Below are 13,811 nucleotides of genomic sequence, written 5' to 3' on the forward strand. Positions count from 1 at the left end.
CACTATTTCTCCGTAAGAACGAGGCCCTGGACGAGATAGCGCTGCAGCAGCGCGATCATCGCGAGCGGAATGATGGAAACGATGATGGTGGCGGCCATGATCATCGGGAAATCCGGCACCTCTCCCTCGGCATCGGGCACGAGCCGCGCCAGCCCGACGACGGCGGTCTGCATGTCCGAGGTCGAGGCGGCAACGAGGGGCCAGAGATATTGTGTCCAGCCGCTGAGGAAGGTCAGCACGAAGAGCGCGGCGAAGCTGGTGCGCGACAGCGGCAGCAGGATGTCGAGCAGGAAGCGGATCGGCCCCGCCCCGTCCATGCGCGCCGCCTTGAAGAGATCCTTCGGCAAAGTCAGGAAGAATTGGCGGAACAGGAAGGTGCCGGTGCCGTGCGCGACGAGCGGCGCGATCAGGCCGAGATGCGTGTTCAGCACGCTCCATTCGAGCTTCACCGGCGCGCCGAAATACGCCGCGATCAGCTCGTTGAGGCCGGTGACGTCGAGCAGCGCATTCACGGGAGAAAACACGTTCGATGCCACCTGATAGGTGGTGATGACGCGGATCTCGATCGGCAGCATGATCGTCGCCAGGATCAACGCGAAGGCCGCTCCCGCCCAGCGGACACGGAAATAGACGATGGCATAGGCCGACAGAAACGACAGGATGCAGGTCGCCAGCGCATCACCGAAGGCGACCGCCAGGCTGTTCAGCATCTGGATCGGGATATGCGTTTCGGCAAAGACCCGCGCCATATTGGAAAACAGCTGGTCGCCGGGAAGCCAGGCAAGCCCGTTCCGAAGCATGAATTCATAGGATTGCGAGGCGGTCGATAGCGTCAGATAGAGCGGTCCGAGAATATAGGCGATGCCGGCGAAGAGGATGAGGCTGGCGGCGATGTTGAGCGAACGGGCGTTTTCGATCATGGTTCACCTGTCGTAGCTGACGCGCCGGCCGAGGAAGACAAACTGGGCAGCGGTGAGGAGGACGACGAAGACCATCAGGATCGCCGTCTGGGTGGAGGCGCCGGAGAGGTCGTAGCCGGAAAAGCCATCGGTATAGATCTTGTAGACGAGCAGCGTCGTCGAGCCGCCCGGCCCGCCTTTGGTGATCGTGTCGATCAGCGCGAAGGCGGAAGTGACGCTTTCGGTGAATTCCAGCACCAGTGTCAGGAAGAGCTGCGGCATGATAAGCGGCAGCTGCACGTCGAGGATCCGTCGCCACGGCCCTGCCCCGTCCATCGCCGCCGCCTGGTGCATGCTGCGCGGGATCGATTGCAGGCCGGCGAGCAGGATGACGAAATTGAACGGGATGCCGCCCCAGACATGCGCCGCGATCAGCGTGATGAAAGCGTCCGTGCCGTCGATGCCGGGCGCCCAGATGCCCGGAAAGATGGAATTGAGCGGCGCCAGCACGCCGGCGAAAGGATTGAAGAGGAAGGCGAAGACGACGCCGATCGAGGCGCCGGCAACCCCCTTCGGCCAGACCAGCACATTGCGCGCCGGCAGCGACATTGCGATTTTCCGGTCGGCCGCGACCGCCAGGATCAGTGGGATCGCCACCGCGAGCGTGGAGCCGGTAACCATGAAGATGATGGTGCGCCAGCCGGCCTCCCAGAATTCGGGATCGGAAAAGACCCGGATGAAATTGTCCCAGCCGACGAACATCGAGCCGCCGCCGAAGGGGCGCTCGAGGAAGAAGGACCAGTAGAAGGCCTGGAAGATCGGCGCGTAGAAGAACAGCACGATCAGCAGCATGAGCGGCGCCACCAGCAGAAGCGGCAGCCAGCGATGGCTGAAGAGCGAAGATTCCGACGTCATGGGAAACCCTGCGTTGGGGGCTGCATGGGCGCTCCGAGCGCCCATGCAGGGGAGGTTCGGATTACTGCAGCTTTACGCCCTTGTAGGTCTGCTCGAAGCGGCGCAGCAGCTCGTCGCCGCGCTTCTTGGCGTTGTCGAGCGCTGCCTGCATCGTCTGCCCGCCGGCAAAAGCCTTCTGCGTTTCTTCCATGAAGACCTGGCGGAACTGCACGTAGAAGCCGAGGCGAATGCCGCGGGTATCCGGCGTGCGCGGCTCGTTCATCGAACCGATGCCAACGGCGGCGGTGGCGTATTTCGGCGTATTCGCCTCGCCGCTCTTGGCGATCGCGTCCATCACGTCGCTGGTGACCGGCACGTAGCCGGTGGCTGATGTGAAGGCCATCTGCTGTTCGGGTCGGCGCACGAAATCGAGAAAGGCCTTGGCGCCTTCGATTTCGCCCTTGTCGTGGCCTTTCATGATGTAGATCGAGGCGCCGCCGACGAGCGTGTTGTGGCGCTCATACCCCTTGTACATCGGCGCCATGCCGACAGTGAGCTCGTACTTGCCTTCGAACGCCTTGGCGGAAGCCGTATAAGAACCCGAGGAATTCTCCATCATCGCGCATTCGCCGGCATTGAAGGCGGCGGTGAAATTGCCGGCCTTGGTATCGCTTGCGAGCCTGACGATGCCTTCCTTGCGCCAGTCGACCAGGTTCTGCAAATGCTTGGCGGCGAAGGTGGTGTTGAAGACATATTCGGCGTCGAGGCCGTCATAGCCATTGTGCCTGGAGGCGATCGGCAGGCCGTGACGGGCCGAGAACTGTTCGAGCACGCGCCATGTATCGCCGTCGGTGACGAAGGGGCAGGCATGACCCGATGCCTTCAGCTTGCGGGCGGCCTCGATGATCTCTTCCCAGGTCGTCGGCGTCTCGGTGACGCCGGCTTTCTGAAGCTCGGTCTTGTTGGTGTAGAAGAGCAGCGTCGAGGCATTGTAAGGCTGGGCGAAAAGCTTGCCGCCGGAGGTTTCGTAATAGGCGCGCGCCCCGGCAATATAGCTTTCCCACTTGACGTCGGGCAGCACCTCCTGGACTGGCACAACAGCGTCCGACAGCATCAGATCGAGCGTGCCGGCGTCGAAGAACTGGATGAGGACGGGATGGTTCTTGGCGCGAAAGGCTGCGATCGCCTTCTGCATCGACACCTCGTAGCTGCCCTGGCCAACGCAGGTAATGTGATGCTCGGTCTGCGCGGCATTGAATGCGCTGCATTGGGCTTGGATCGCCGTCTCGACGACACCGGTATTGCCGTACCAGAATTCGATATTGGCCGCCTGTGCGGAACATGCGCCCGCCATCAGCGCGGCCGCAGCCGCCAGAATGGAAATCTTCATCTTGCCCTCGCCTGTTTGATCGGCCGGCTTCGCGCCTGGCTCGGTTGACGGCGATTTATTACACATAGTGTGTAACAATTTGGTGACGCACGCGAGGCGCTTGTGACCAGTCACGGCTGCTGCTATAGGGCGAACGATTGGAACGATCGGTAACGGCGCCAATAATTACTACACGTCTCTAGTAATTATCGGCGAAGGAGATGTTGGAATGGCCTATTTCCCGGAACCCCTGATCGCGCCGCGCTTCCTGCGCGAAGGCGGTGGCGTCGTTTCTTCGAACGAGCGCGACATGCTGAGACTGATCTGGCGTCATCCGGGCCTCTCCCGCTCCGAAGTCACCGGCCATACCGACCTTACCCAGCAATCCGTCTACCGGATCATCGACCAGTTGGAGGAGCGCGGCATCGTCTCCTTCGGTTCGCCGAAGCCCGGCACCGGCCGCGGCCAGCCGAGCCCGACTCTGCGCCTCGAAGGCCGCTATGCCTATAGCTGCGGCATCTCGGTCAATACCGACGTGATCGGCATTTGCCTGATGGATATATCAGGCAAGGTGCTGGCCGAAAGTAGCATCATCCTGCGGGAGCGCTCGATGGCCCAGTCGCTCGATCTCGTGCGTGAGCACCTGGCCGAACATCAGCGAGCAAACGACCTCTCCGAGGACGCCTTTTTCGGCATCGGCTTTGCCATTGCCGGCTTCCACGTCAGCGGCACCCGCTACAATGCGCCGCTGCCGCTGCATGAATGGTCGCTGATCGAGCTCGGGCCGCTGCTGACGGATTTCTTTGGCAAGCCGGTCTGGGTGCACAATGGCGGCAAGGCGGGAACGGTCGCCGAATCAATGTTCGGCGCCGGCCGCTACATAAGGCACTTCGCCTATTTGAGCTTCAACTACGGTTTCGGCGGCGGCCTCGTCAGCAATGGCGAGCTGCTGCACAACGGCGTCGGCAATGCCGGCGAATTCTCCGGCATATATGATGCCGAGGAGAACAAGCGCCGGCCGGCCCTGCAGTACCTGATCGAAAATCTCAACCGCAACGGTCTCGACATTCCCTCGATCAGCTACATGCGCAAACATTTCGATCCGAAATGGCCGGGCGTTGCCGAATGGGTGGACGAGGTAACGCCCGCCTACAGCCGCCTTATCAACGCCATCTGGGCCATCTTCGATCCGCAGGGCATCATTTTCGGCGGCCAGATCCCATCTGCTCTGGCGCAGATGCTCATCGACCGCACCGAAATTTTCGACCGTCCCCGCTACGGCGTGCCGCGCCCCCGCCCGAAGCTGATCATCTCCGAAATCGCAAGCGATGCCTCGGCCATGGGCGCGGCGATCGCTCCGTTCAAATCGGCTTATTATTGAGCGTAAGCGGGCCGGCGAGCCAAGCTGTTAGCTCTCTCCGACCTCATCCTGAGGTGCCCCTTAAGGGGCCTCGAAGGATGAGGGCTGATCGGTGTGCCCCAGGACGGAGGAGAGGCGCAGCAACCGGCGTTAGGCGCACCTCCCACCGGACTGCAACCGCCATACGACAGCGCCGATGCGCCGCACCTCGCCGGTTCCGATTGTCACGCAACCCGGAACTGTGCGATGACCCATCGACCACAAAAGCAACGGATAAAGGCGCGACATGAAGAAGATCGGTTTCCTCTCGTTCGGGCACTGGACGCCCTCGCCGCAATCGCAGACGCGCTCGGCGGGCGATGCGCTGCTGCAGTCGATCGACCTTGCCGTCGCAGCCGAGGAACTCGGTGCCGATGGCGCGTATTTTCGCGTGCATCATTTCGCCCGGCAGCTCGCCGCCCCCTTCCCGCTGCTATCGGCCGTCGGCGCGAGAACCAGTCGGATCGAGATCGGCACAGCCGTCATCGACATGCGCTACGAGAACCCGCTCTATATGGCCGAGGATGCGGGTGCCGCCGACCTCATCGCCGGCGGCCGGCTGCAGCTCGGCATCAGCCGCGGCTCGCCGGAACAGGTGATCGATGGCTGGCGCCATTTCGGCTATGCCCCATCGGAAGGTCAGGACGAGGCCGAGATGGCGCGGCGCCACGCCGAAGTGTTTCTTGAGGTCCTGCGCGGCGAAGGTTTTGCCAAGCCCAACCCACGGCCGATGTTTCCGAACCCGCCCGGCCTGCTGCGTCTCGAGCCGCATTCGGAAGGCCTGCGCGAGCGGATCTGGTGGGGCGCAAGCTCCAATGCCACCGCCGTCTGGGCGGCCAAGCTCGGCATGAACCTGCAGAGTTCGACGCTGAAGGATGACGAAACGGGAGAGCCGTTCCACGTCCAGCAGGCCGACCAGATCCGCGCTTACCGCGAGGCCTGGAAGGCGGCCGGCCACGCGCGCCAGCCGCGCGTTTCGGTCAGCCGCAGCATTTTCGCCCTGGTCGACGATCGCGACCGTGCATATTTCGGCTATGGCAACGACGGGGACGACAAGATCGGTTTCATCGACGAGAAGACCCGGGCGATCTTCGGCCGCAGCTATGCCGCGGAGCCCGACATTCTGATCAAACAGCTTGCCGAAGACGAGGCGATCGCCGAGGCCGACACGCTGCTGCTCACCGTCCCCAACCAGCTCGGCGTCACCTACAACGCCCATGTCATCGAGGCAATTCTGACCCACGTCGCCCCGGCGCTTGGCTGGCGCTGACGCTCCGGCCAAAGCACCGGGCGCTCACATTCGCCTGTATCTGGCGCGGAATTCGCGGGGACTGCAGCCCTCCCGCTCGTGGAAGACCCGTGAAAAATAAAAGGGGTCATCCAGACCGATCATGGCGGCAACCGCTTCGATTTTTTCGTCGGTGGTAGCCAACAGCTGTTTGGCATGATCCATACGTGCCCGAAGCTGAAATGCCTTGGGCGGCAGCCCCGTTTCAAGCGTGAACCGCCGGCGCAATGTTGCCGGAGACATCTGGTGCTCGGCGGCAAAGGCGGCGAGGTCGAGCGGTTGCATCGCCCGCCGCCGCAGCGTTTCGACGATCACGGCCATGTCGGGCCTTTCCTGGCGTCGATCAGCCGCTCCGATTGCCTGTCTGGCGGCCGATATGACGATGCGATGCAGCATCAATGCCGCCGACGCTTGCCCCAGGTGGGTATCGTCGAGCAGATCGGCATGGAGCATTCCGAAGATTCGCGCCACGTCATCGAGGCGATGCAAGGCGACGACCGGATGTCGCTCGGCAATGATCCTCAGCCTGACGAAGTCCCGCGTGAAGGATCCTTCGAAAAGCGCCCAGCGCTCGTCCCAGCCGTCTTCGTCGGGAGAATAGGAATGCGCGCGGTTGGGAAACAGCCAGAACAGGGCAGGCCCGGTCAGGCTGAGGCGGCCACTGGCGGCGGTCTCCAGCCAGCCCTGCCCGCGCTCCACCAGCACGACGGCGAAACTCGGAAGTTTCCGGTCGGTCACCGAATGGCGTGCATGCTGCCTGCCGCTTCCGGTGACCGCCAGTCCGCCGGCCGCGCCAAGCGGCGTTCTGTAAATGGCCTCGGCCTGTCTCATGATGAGCGAAAAGTCCAGGTACCAGTTTCCTCTATGTCGGTTAGTCCTGCAGATCAGATAAATAAAGGCAACTCAATTCAAGCTGGGGAAGGCTGAAATGTCGATTGCCGCCGAAGTCATGCAGGCCAGAACACCGGAATTTTCCCTGACCGCCCACGGCAAAACCTTGGCTGCGGAGCGGATCGGCTGGCTGACGCCGACCGATCCGGCCATCGGCGTCGACGCCATCCGCCGCCGCTACCAGAAGGATGGCTATGTCTGGCTGAAAGGTCTTCTGCCGCGGGCAGCTGTCATCGATTTCCGTGGCTGGGTGTTCGAACGCCTCGCGGTGACAGGACTGGTCGAGCCCGGCAGCGATTTTTCGCAAGGGATTGCGTCGGCCGCCAGCGTCGACTGGAGCCTGGCGGACCGGCGGCTGATGTCGCTTGTCCGCTCCGCCGCCTATGAAGGTTTTTGCGCACAGCCGCCGCTCACCCGCTTCATGGATGATTTCCTGCAGGGCATCTCCTATCTGCACAAGCGCAAGATCATGCGTTTTACCAAGCCGGGAACGCCGACGGCCACACCCGCTCACTACGATCTCGTCTATCTCCGCGGCGGCACCAGTCGGCTGGCAACGGCGTGGATTCCGATCGGCGACATCCCTGCCGAAATGGGCGGCCTCGTCTACCTCGAAGGTTCGCACGCGCTTGGAGTCAAGATGGAGGCGAAGTTCCAGGCCGCAAGCGGCGATCTTTCTGCGGAAGAGCGGATCAGCGCCTATAACAGTCACATGACGGAAGGCGGCTGGGTCTCGAAGGATCTTCCCGATATGGCCGAGCGCTTCGACACCCGCTGGCTTGCCGCCGATTATGAGGCCGGCGACGTTGTGCTCCACTCGCCCTACATGATCCACGCCTCGACCACCAACCAGGACAGCAGCCGGCGGCTGCGCCTCTCCACCGACATCAGATATCAGAATGTCGACGACGAGATCGACGCCCGATGGAACAACCATTGGAGCCTCGGCGATATGCTGTAGCCCGGCTTCAGCGCCCCAGCGGCGAAGTGTCGGGACCTTACTGCCGCCGTGAGCGTTGATGGTCCAAGCCTTGAATCGGTTGCATGACTGACCGACTTATGGCTGGGACCGAACCGCTCGAGTTGCCTGATGCCGCGCACGAACCTGAACGATATCCTGATCTTCATGGCCGTCGTCGATGCCGGAAGTTTTATCGCCGGCGGCCAGGCCATGGGCCTGTCCCGCTCGGCGGCTGGAAAGGCCGTCATCCGCCTCGAAGACCGGCTCGGCGCACGTCTGCTCAACCGCACGACGAGAACGCTGAGCCTGACCGATGAAGGGCGGGTATTTTACGAGCGCGGCCTGCAGATCCTTGCGTCGGTCGACGAGGCGGAAGCGAGTCTGGGAGGCCAGAGCGGCATGCCGCGCGGCCTTCTCAGACTGACTGTACCCGATGCCTTCGGCCGGCTCGTCGTGCTGCCCCTGCTGGAAAAATATCTTCACGCCTGGCCCGACATCCAGATCGAGGTGAGCTTTACCGATCACCTCTCCGACATCATCGAGGACGGCTTCGATCTGGCGATCCGGATCGGCGCCGCGGCGTCGGATACCCGGCTGGTCTCGCGCGTGATCGCCACCTACAAGACGCGCCTCTGCGCCTCGCCCTCCTATCTCGCCGCGAACGGCGAGCCGCGCGAAATCGACGATCTCGCAGCCCACGACTGCCTGATTTTTGCCAACCGCAATCAAAGGCAAGGCTGGCGTTTTCGTGGCAAGGGCGGTTCCTGGATCAAGGCGCAGGGGCGCAGCCGCCTGCGGCTCGACAGCGGCGAGGCGATCCGCGACGCTGCTCTGGCGGGATTGGGCATCGCGCTCCTGCCCGATTTTCTCATCGCCGGCGATCTCGCCGCCGGGCGTCTCCGGCAGGTCCTGCCCGACCTGGAAGCCGATGACGCCAAGATCGTCACGCTCTACCCCGACAAGCGCCTGCTGGAACCGCGCATCCACCGTTTCGTCGAACTGATGGTCGAGGCGCTAGGGCATGAGAGATCGGGCGCGCGCTCATCGCCTTGATACGGAAGCACCAACATCGGCAATCGCCCTGTCGAAACCGCGGAAACTTTTCAAGGCAAGGGGAAAGAGAGTGGCGACGAGATAGGCAAGCCCGGTGAGCAGCAGCGCCGCGGCAAGACCGATCGTGCTGATCAGCGCACCGCCGACAAGGCCGCCGAAGGGAATGAGGGCGAAGCAGAGGGCGGTATTCAATGCGATGACGCGGCCGGTCAGCGGCTTGGGGATGCGCTCGAAGATCACCGCCGACAGGATCGGGTTGAGGAAGCCCGAGGCGAATCCTCCGATGGCCAGGGTCGTAAAGACAACGCCGAGCGGCGCATCCAGCGCAACAACGAGAAAACGCGGAAAGCCGGTCAACAGGAAGGCCACGGTATAGACCATCAGGCGCGGCATCCGCTCGCCAATTGCTGCAGCAATCGCCGCACCTGCGATCGACGCGCCGGCGAATGCCGCAAACATCGCTCCCAGCAGTTCCGGACCGTGGCCGGAATCACGTGTCCAGACAGGCAGCAGCACCGCATGATAGGCCTGGTCCAGCAGATTGGTGATCGCCACCATGACGACGATGCTGACGAGCACCGCATCGCCGCGCAGAAAGCGCCAGCCTTCGCGGAGATCGTCGAGATAAGAAGCCCTCTCGGCCGGTCGGGCGCCGGATGGCCCTGGCGTGCGCCGCATATCGGGGATGCCGACGGCGACGATCAGCGCGGCGGCGGCGAAGGTGGCGGCATTGACGAGGAGCGCCTGGCCCGGCCCGATCAGGCCGATCAGCGCACCGGCGCCGGCCGCACCCGCCGTCGAGGCCAGCCGCTCGATGGCGCTGGCGACGCCGGTCACCCGTTCGAGCGGCACGTTCGCCAGCCTGGCGATATCGGGAACCATCGCCTGCTTGGCGGCGTCGGAAGGCCCACGCAGCACGCCCATGGCAAAGACGACAGGCAGCAGCACCGGCATGCCGAGCAGGCCGAAGAAATCGAGCAGCGGCACCAGCCCTACCGCGACCACCGAAGCGGTATCGCAGACGATGGCGATGCGTTTGGCGCCGACGCGGTCGATCAGCGGCCCGCCGAGCGCCTTGGCGACGACATAGGGCAGCATCTCCACCATCGCCGTCACGCCGGTCAGGACAGGACTGCCCGTCGTGCTCAACACCAGCCAGGGAATAGCGATGGTCGACAGCCGCGTGCCGGAAAGCGAACATGTCTCGGCTGCGGCAAGCGCCAGGAAGGGCCTGGCCCTCCTCACGCCTCGTCCTCCCCTTCGCGATGCGGAAGGCGGCCCGGATAGGGAAAGGCGTGCAGCATGACATAGAAAGGAACCATGTCGGAGTTCCGAGACGCCGCCTCGCCCAGCGGCGGGGCCGCCCGCATCGCTTCCAGAATGATGCCGGTCAGCCGTTTCGTCAGAGCCTCGGCCTGATCAGCCGTCATCGGAATAATGATGTCATCGGCCGCCGTCGCCTTGCGCCACTCCGCCGGCAGTTCGGCATATTCCTCCAGCGCCTGCTGCATCTGGCCGACCTGCAGCGAGAGCGCCGCCTGGTTGAAAGCGAGGTCGAGATCGAGTGCCTCTCCCTCGGCTTCGCTTGGCGGCACCGAGGTCAGCTCATGGCTGGCGCGCCACCAGCGATCGCGCCGTGAGGCATGCGGCGCCTCCTCGATGAAGCCATATTGGGCAAGCTGGCGCAGATGATAGCTCGTCGCACCGCTGTTCAGGCCCAGCCGCGCGGCGAGTTGCGTTGCCGTGGCAGGCCCATCGATCCTCAGCATGCCGAGCATGCGCAGCCGGACAGGATGGGCCAGCGCCTTCAGTGCCGTCGGTTCGGGCACGACGCGGCTGACGGTGCGGGAGGCGACGGCATCTGCTGCGGGCTTAGGGTGCGGATGTTTCATGCTTCAAGCATATATTTGCAAACATATCTTTGCAAATATTTCTTTGCAAAAGTGATGCACCTTCCCGCAGGCTCAATCCTCCCGGAGCGTGAAGACCGCGCAAGGATCGGCGATGCCGCGCAGGGTGTGCTCTCCGAGCGGCATCAAGGGCGTCGCCGTATTCGCCGCCACCGCGCCTGAGATCAGCACGGTTCGGCCAAGCGGCTTGCAGAGCCCTTCCAGCCGGCTGACCAGATTGACCGCGGGGCCGATGGCGGTAAAGTCCAGCCGGTCGGCCGCACCGATATTGCCCCACAGGATCTCGCCGAAGTGCAGCGCCGCGCCGAACGGCAACGGCGCCAGCCTTTGCGACTGGCGCACCTGGTCGAGATGAACCATGCCGGCGCGGCTGGCGGCGACTGCCCGCAATGCGGCCTCGCAGGCCTCCCGGTCTCCTTCGATCGCTCCGCCGGAAGCCGCGGTCACCGGAAAGATCGCCAGCACGCCGTCGCCGATGAATTTCAGCACCTCGCCGCCGAAGGCGTGCACGGCGCCTGCGACGCGGTCGAAATAGGCGTCCAGCGCGGTGATCATCTGGTGAGGCTCGGTCACCTCGGAGAGCGCGGTGAAGTCGCGCAGATCGGCACAGAGAAGAGCGGCTCGGATGGTCTCGCCAGTGCCGCGGGCAAGCGCGCCGGCCTGCACCCGGGCCGCACTGCGCCGGCCGAGATAGGCTTCGAGCAGCGCGGCCCGCGCCTCCCGCGCAGCAAGTGCGGCAAGCGGCGCAGCGGCAAAACGCGCGACCTCGCGCAGCAGGCTGATCGCGGCCGGGCCGAATGCACTGTTCCCTGCCTCGTTGGCAACCCCCGCCCAGCCGAGCAGCGGGCCGTCCGATGCCTGATTATCCTGTGCAGGCCCGATCCTCGTCTCCCACACCGGCCCAAGACCGGCCAGCCACTCGCGCCCGGCTTCGCTCTGCGGAGTGGCGGCAAAGGCCAACGCCTCGATGACGGCCCCGGTTTCAGCCCGCCACAGCCAGGTGCGCCGCGCGATGATCGGATGCGGCACCGATAGCGTCAGCGCGCCGCCCGAAAGCGGCAGACCTTCAGCCAAGAGCCGGCGCCCGAGCTCGGCCAGAAACCGTTCGGGACCGGGCGAGGCACCGGCCTCGTCAACCAGCCAGGCAAGGGGAGACGGCAGATCCATGCTGCAACATGACACTGCCCCGGGACGTCCGCAAGGATGCCTTCTGGAGCCTGTCGACACCTTGTGCCATTCCTGCGCAGACAATTCCTGTCGCGAATCTTCCATCACGGGGAAAAGCGAAAAATAACGCTTTAAACTTGCGCCGTTTTAATTTCATTATGCGGCCGTTCGTCATCGTGTAATTGAGGGGTACGATGGGCACGATATTCTGGCCGAAAGATCCGCTGGATGGGAATGACATGACGCTGCTGACGTCGATCCTTCGGCGGTGGTGCGAAAGGTATCAGGTCGAGCTGACGGCGGAGGAAAGCAGCCGCAAGGCAAAGGAACTCGTCGAATGGTTCGAATTCGGCGTCAAGGATCCGATCGAGCTCGCGGAACTGATCGATGACAAGCACTGGCTCGTCAGCAGGATCTGACCCCTGAGGCTGCGGAAAATTTCATAGGAAAAGGCCGGGCGAAACTTCGCACCGGCCCTCGTCAACTTGCCTCTAAAGCGCGTCGCGATCTTTCAGATTCGCTCCTTGCGCTTTAGGTCTTTGTTTTCCGCATGTCGTTGCGGCAAAAGCGCTTCGCGCTTTGCCTGGGAAAAGCGCTGCACACTTTTGCGCGACATGCTTTAACCAAGGCCTTTAGTCGTCATCCCGCCAGCGACGGTCGCGATCCCAGCGCCGCTCATGGCCCCAGCGCGGGCCGTCCCAATCGCGGTGGCGTCGCTCCCAGCCCCAACGCGGCGGGCCACCGTAAAATGCCACCGGCGGCGGGCGTCGCCAATTCGGCCGGCATTCGCCCCAGCGGGTCAGATGCCAGCCGCGGCCGCACGCATAGTCGACCTTCGTGACATCGCTTGTGACTTTGCTCTGGACATTGATTGTCCCCATCGGCATCGCCTCAGCCGTACCGATCGAGAGGCTGCCAGCGAGCAAGGCAGCCGCGATAGAAAGTGCCTTCATCGAAAACTCCATTTCATCCAGCCGCCCTGACCTTATGGCCGCCAAATTGAACTGGAGATGAACTGCACGTTCATGTTTAGACGAGAAAAACGGGCGTTTTCGGACGCCCGATCGGGGTGTTGACAGGCCGCTTTTCCCGCGGCGCCAAGCGCTTGCGGGCGCCCGCTGCCCGTAAAAAATCGTTCATGTTCTGCCGTGAAAACTGTCAGGACCGGGATCGCGCCCGGCGGCGACTTCGATCAGCCGTCCAAGGTAGTGCGCCCAGCCTTCCGCATGGCCGGCGCATTGATCGGCGCTCGGCAGGCCGCTATGGGTCAGCCGCAGCAGCGTTCCGTCTCCTTGCTCGATCAGGTCGATCTCGACCAGACTGGACCCGGGCGGCACCACCTCGCTGCCGTCCCAGCCGAAGCTATAGGCAAGGCGATGAACCGGCACCACCTCGCGAAACGAGCCGCGCGCAAAGCGAGCGCCGGTGACGTTGACGAGGTAGAGCCCGCCCGGCTGCGGCTCGACCTGAGCCTCCGTTCCCATCCAGCGCAGAATCTTTTCCGGGTCGGTCATCAGCGCAAACACCGCCGCCGGCGGCGCCGCGATATGCGCCTCGCGGTGAACGACGAGGGGATCTTGCATGTCTCTCTCCCATGGTTGTCATGGCCTGCCCTCGCCTCAGGCGGGATCGGCGGGTCATGCGGTGTAGATTGGGTGTCCTCATCGGAAACATGTAGGCAAACGTGTGCGTTCAGCAAGGGCAGTCGGGGCGCCGTTCTCGACATTGCCGGACACCGGCGGCGCCGCTCCTTGCGCATTGCAGAAAGCATTTCGCCCTATTGCCAGCTTGCCGCCTTGCCCCTATTGTCCCCGCCGTTCTCAGGGCGGGGTGAAAGTCCCTACCGGCGGTATGCAGTTTCGATTGCGAGCCCGCGAGCGCCTTCTTAAGGAAGGGTCAGCAGATCAGGTGAGATGCCTGAGCCGACGGTCATAGTCCGGATGAAAGAGAACGTGCGTTCCTGCCGCCCTTGCGGCTGTC

14 protein-coding genes and 1 riboswitch are annotated in these 13,811 nt (G+C 63.6%); of the genes, 5 read left to right on the forward strand and 9 right to left on the reverse strand.

Going from position 1 to position 13,811, the window contains the following annotated elements; all coding sequences use genetic code 11:
• Window positions 1-2: 2 nt before the first annotated feature.
• The 3 genes from CO657_RS12285 to CO657_RS12295 form a co-directional block, all read right to left on the reverse strand.
• Window positions 3-920 carry an ABC transporter permease subunit gene (locus tag CO657_RS12285; protein ID WP_054183344.1) on the reverse strand — a complete coding sequence of 306 codons (918 nt, stop codon included), beginning with the start codon at window positions 918-920 and terminating at the stop codon, window positions 3-5.
• A 3-nt stretch (window positions 921-923) separates the two neighbouring features.
• A complete protein-coding gene (locus CO657_RS12290; protein WP_003593621.1) occupies window positions 924-1,814 on the reverse strand; it encodes a carbohydrate ABC transporter permease in 891 nt (296 codons plus the stop codon).
• A 61-nt stretch (window positions 1,815-1,875) separates the two neighbouring features.
• Window positions 1,876-3,183 carry an extracellular solute-binding protein gene (locus CO657_RS12295; protein WP_003593620.1) on the reverse strand — a complete coding sequence of 436 codons (1,308 nt, stop codon included), beginning with the start codon at window positions 3,181-3,183 and terminating at the stop codon, window positions 1,876-1,878.
• A gap of 208 nt (window positions 3,184-3,391) precedes the next feature.
• Here CO657_RS12295 and CO657_RS12300 point away from each other — a divergent pair, with 208 nt between their 5' ends.
• Both CO657_RS12300 and CO657_RS12305 read left to right on the forward strand, forming a co-directional pair.
• A complete protein-coding gene (locus CO657_RS12300; protein ID WP_003593619.1) occupies window positions 3,392-4,543 on the forward strand; it encodes an ROK family transcriptional regulator in 1,152 nt (383 codons plus the stop codon).
• Window positions 4,544-4,808: 265 nt separating this feature from the next.
• Window positions 4,809-5,831, forward strand: coding sequence for an LLM class flavin-dependent oxidoreductase (locus CO657_RS12305; protein ID WP_054183343.1), 1,023 nt, complete (start codon window positions 4,809-4,811; stop codon window positions 5,829-5,831).
• A gap of 24 nt (window positions 5,832-5,855) precedes the next feature.
• Here CO657_RS12305 and CO657_RS12310 read toward each other — a convergent pair whose 3' ends face one another.
• Window positions 5,856-6,680 (reverse strand): helix-turn-helix transcriptional regulator, encoded by an 825-nt coding sequence (locus CO657_RS12310; RefSeq protein ID WP_054183342.1) that lies wholly within the window; start codon window positions 6,678-6,680, stop codon window positions 5,856-5,858.
• Window positions 6,681-6,777: 97 nt separating this feature from the next.
• Between CO657_RS12310 and CO657_RS12315 the strand changes: the two genes are divergently transcribed.
• Window positions 6,778-7,701, forward strand: a complete 924-nt coding sequence (locus tag CO657_RS12315) for a phytanoyl-CoA dioxygenase family protein (protein ID WP_054183341.1) — start codon at window positions 6,778-6,780, stop codon at window positions 7,699-7,701.
• 129 nt (window positions 7,702-7,830) lie between these two features.
• Window positions 7,831-8,754, forward strand: coding sequence for a LysR family transcriptional regulator (locus CO657_RS12320; protein ID WP_054183340.1), 924 nt, complete (start codon window positions 7,831-7,833; stop codon window positions 8,752-8,754).
• Here the strand turns inward: CO657_RS12320 and CO657_RS12325 are convergent.
• The 3 genes from CO657_RS12325 to CO657_RS12335 all read right to left on the reverse strand — a co-directional run bounded on the left by CO657_RS12325 (window position 8,743) and on the right by CO657_RS12335 (window position 11,831).
• A complete protein-coding gene (locus CO657_RS12325; protein ID WP_054183339.1) occupies window positions 8,743-9,999 on the reverse strand; it encodes an MFS transporter in 1,257 nt (418 codons plus the stop codon). The genes CO657_RS12320 and CO657_RS12325 overlap by 12 nt on opposite strands.
• Window positions 9,996-10,646 (reverse strand): ArsR/SmtB family transcription factor, encoded by a 651-nt coding sequence (locus CO657_RS12330; protein ID WP_054183338.1) that lies wholly within the window; start codon window positions 10,644-10,646, stop codon window positions 9,996-9,998. Before CO657_RS12330 ends, CO657_RS12325 begins: the two co-directional genes overlap by 4 nt.
• Before the next feature lie 72 nt (window positions 10,647-10,718).
• Complete coding sequence (locus tag CO657_RS12335; RefSeq protein WP_054183337.1) at window positions 10,719-11,831, reverse strand: adenylate/guanylate cyclase domain-containing protein; 1,113 nt, start codon at window positions 11,829-11,831, stop codon at window positions 10,719-10,721.
• Window positions 11,832-12,025: 194 nt separating this feature from the next.
• On the opposite strand from CO657_RS12335, the gene CO657_RS12340 reads away from it, so the two are divergent.
• Complete coding sequence (locus CO657_RS12340) at window positions 12,026-12,250, forward strand: hypothetical protein (protein WP_003593606.1); 225 nt, start codon at window positions 12,026-12,028, stop codon at window positions 12,248-12,250.
• 213 nt (window positions 12,251-12,463) lie between these two features.
• Here CO657_RS12340 and CO657_RS12345 read toward each other — a convergent pair whose 3' ends face one another.
• Together CO657_RS12345 and CO657_RS12350 are read right to left on the reverse strand one after the other, a co-directional pair.
• Window positions 12,464-12,784 carry a GCG_CRPN prefix-to-repeats domain-containing protein gene (locus CO657_RS12345; protein WP_003593605.1) on the reverse strand — a complete coding sequence of 107 codons (321 nt, stop codon included), beginning with the start codon at window positions 12,782-12,784 and terminating at the stop codon, window positions 12,464-12,466.
• A gap of 183 nt (window positions 12,785-12,967) precedes the next feature.
• On the reverse strand, window positions 12,968-13,414 hold the full coding sequence (locus CO657_RS12350; protein ID WP_054183336.1) for an SRPBCC family protein: 447 nt from the start codon (window positions 13,412-13,414) through the stop codon (window positions 12,968-12,970).
• A 229-nt stretch (window positions 13,415-13,643) separates the two neighbouring features.
• Window positions 13,644-13,787, forward strand: a riboswitch (FMN riboswitch).
• Window positions 13,788-13,811 lie beyond the last annotated feature (24 nt).

Source organism: Rhizobium acidisoli, from assembly GCF_002531755.2.
Lineage (GTDB): Bacteria > Pseudomonadota > Alphaproteobacteria > Rhizobiales > Rhizobiaceae > Rhizobium > Rhizobium acidisoli.

What these genes read in the sequence shown, in the direction of transcription:
- CO657_RS12315 (WP_054183341.1), top strand. Translation starts at nt 6,778, where the DNA reads ATGTCGATTGCCGCCGAAGTCATGCAGGCCAGAACACCGGAATTTTCC.
- CO657_RS12290 (WP_003593621.1), bottom strand. Translation starts at nt 1,814, where the DNA reads ATGACGTCGGAATCTTCGCTCTTCAGCCATCGCTGGCTGCCGCTTCTG.
- CO657_RS12345 (WP_003593605.1), bottom strand. Translation starts at nt 12,784, where the DNA reads ATGAAGGCACTTTCTATCGCGGCTGCCTTGCTCGCTGGCAGCCTCTCG.
- CO657_RS12285 (WP_054183344.1), bottom strand. Translation starts at nt 920, where the DNA reads ATGATCGAAAACGCCCGTTCGCTCAACATCGCCGCCAGCCTCATCCTC.
- CO657_RS12310 (WP_054183342.1), bottom strand. Translation starts at nt 6,680, where the DNA reads ATGAGACAGGCCGAGGCCATTTACAGAACGCCGCTTGGCGCGGCCGGC.
- CO657_RS12320 (WP_054183340.1), top strand. Translation starts at nt 7,831, where the DNA reads ATGCCGCGCACGAACCTGAACGATATCCTGATCTTCATGGCCGTCGTC.
- CO657_RS12295 (WP_003593620.1), bottom strand. Translation starts at nt 3,183, where the DNA reads ATGAAGATTTCCATTCTGGCGGCTGCGGCCGCGCTGATGGCGGGCGCA.
- CO657_RS12340 (WP_003593606.1), top strand. Translation starts at nt 12,026, where the DNA reads ATGGGCACGATATTCTGGCCGAAAGATCCGCTGGATGGGAATGACATG.
- CO657_RS12335 (WP_054183337.1), bottom strand. Translation starts at nt 11,831, where the DNA reads ATGGATCTGCCGTCTCCCCTTGCCTGGCTGGTTGACGAGGCCGGTGCC.
- CO657_RS12350 (WP_054183336.1), bottom strand. Translation starts at nt 13,414, where the DNA reads ATGCAAGATCCCCTCGTCGTTCACCGCGAGGCGCATATCGCGGCGCCG.
- CO657_RS12305 (WP_054183343.1), top strand. Translation starts at nt 4,809, where the DNA reads ATGAAGAAGATCGGTTTCCTCTCGTTCGGGCACTGGACGCCCTCGCCG.
- CO657_RS12300 (WP_003593619.1), top strand. Translation starts at nt 3,392, where the DNA reads ATGGCCTATTTCCCGGAACCCCTGATCGCGCCGCGCTTCCTGCGCGAA.
- CO657_RS12330 (WP_054183338.1), bottom strand. Translation starts at nt 10,646, where the DNA reads ATGAAACATCCGCACCCTAAGCCCGCAGCAGATGCCGTCGCCTCCCGC.